General features: G+C 62.1%; 2 protein-coding genes. Both read left to right on the forward strand.

What is annotated here, in order from left to right; translation table 11 throughout:
* The coding region (locus EOA60_RS33605) for an NADH-quinone oxidoreductase subunit M (RefSeq protein WP_164899792.1) at window positions 1–644 on the forward strand (644 nt) is incomplete at its 5' end.
* Window positions 645–657: 13 nt separating this feature from the next.
* Window positions 658–1,245: proton-conducting transporter membrane subunit (locus EOA60_RS33610; RefSeq protein WP_281060808.1), on the forward strand; the 588-nt coding region annotated here is incomplete at its 3' end.

A 1,245-nucleotide genomic window follows, 5' to 3' on the forward strand; every position in this document is an offset into this window, starting at 1 on the left:
TCTACACCTCGCTGGTGGCGCTGATGCAGGAGGACATGAAGAAGCTCATCGCCTATTCGTCGGTCGCCCATATGGGCTTCGTCACCATGGGCATCTTCGCGATGAATCAGGAGGGCGTGCAGGGCGCGATGTTCCAGATGCTCAGCCATGGGCTCGTCTCCGGCGCGCTGTTCCTGTGCGTCGGTGTCATCTATGACCGCATGCATACGCGCGAAATCGACGCCTATGGCGGGCTGGTCAACAACATGCCGAAATACGCGACCGCGTTCATGATCTTCACCATGGCCAATGTCGGCCTGCCGGGCACCAGCGGCTTCGTCGGCGAGTTCCTGACCATGCTCGGCGTGTTTCGGGTCAACACCTGGGTGGCGTTCTTCGCCGCTACCGGCGTGATCCTGTCGGCAGCCTATGCGCTCTGGCTCTACCGCCGCGTGATCTTCGGCGCGCTGACCAAGGAGAGCCTGAAGAACCTGCTCGATCTGTCGACGCGCGAGAAGGCGATCATCTACCCGCTGGTGGTGCTGGTGATCTTCTTCGGCGTCTATCCGGCGCCTGTGTTCGATGCCACCACGCAGTCGGTCAAGGCGCTCGTCACCAACGTCACCGCATCCATCAATTCCGCGCAGACCGCGGCGGCGAACTGACCGGGGAAATACCATGACGCCGGACCTTCTCTCCAGCCTTTCGCTCTCGACGCCGGAACTGATCCTCGCCGTCGGCGCGCTGGCGCTTCTGATGGTGGGTGCCTATTCGCGCTCCAACAACACCACGACGGTGACCGGGCTCGCGGTCGCGGTGCTTGTGATCGCCGGCCTCTGGCTGGCTTTCTCCGGCGGCGAGGGGTCTGCCTATGGCAGCGCTTTCGTCCAGGACTCCTTCGGCCGCTTCATGAAGATGCTGGCGCTGATCGGCTCGGCCGTCACGCTCGTCATGTCGATGCGGTTTGCCAGGCAGGAGCATTTCGACAAGTTCGAATATCCGGTGCTGATCGTGCTGTGCACGCTCGGCATGATGCTGATGATCTCGGCCAACGGCATGATCGGCCTTTATCTCGGGCTCGAGCTGCAGTCGCTGGCGATCTATGTGCTGGCGGCGATCAACCGTGACAATGTCCGCTCGACCGAGGCCGGCCTCAAATATTTTGTTCTCGGAGCGCTGTCGTCGGGCATGCTGCTCTACGGCATCTCGCTGGTCTACGGTTATACCGGCAACACCGGCTTTCACGAGATCGCGACGGCGCTGGGC

Source organism: Mesorhizobium sp. M1A.F.Ca.IN.020.06.1.1 (genome assembly GCF_004023265.1).
In the GTDB taxonomy this organism is placed as follows: domain Bacteria; phylum Pseudomonadota; class Alphaproteobacteria; order Rhizobiales; family Rhizobiaceae; genus Mesorhizobium.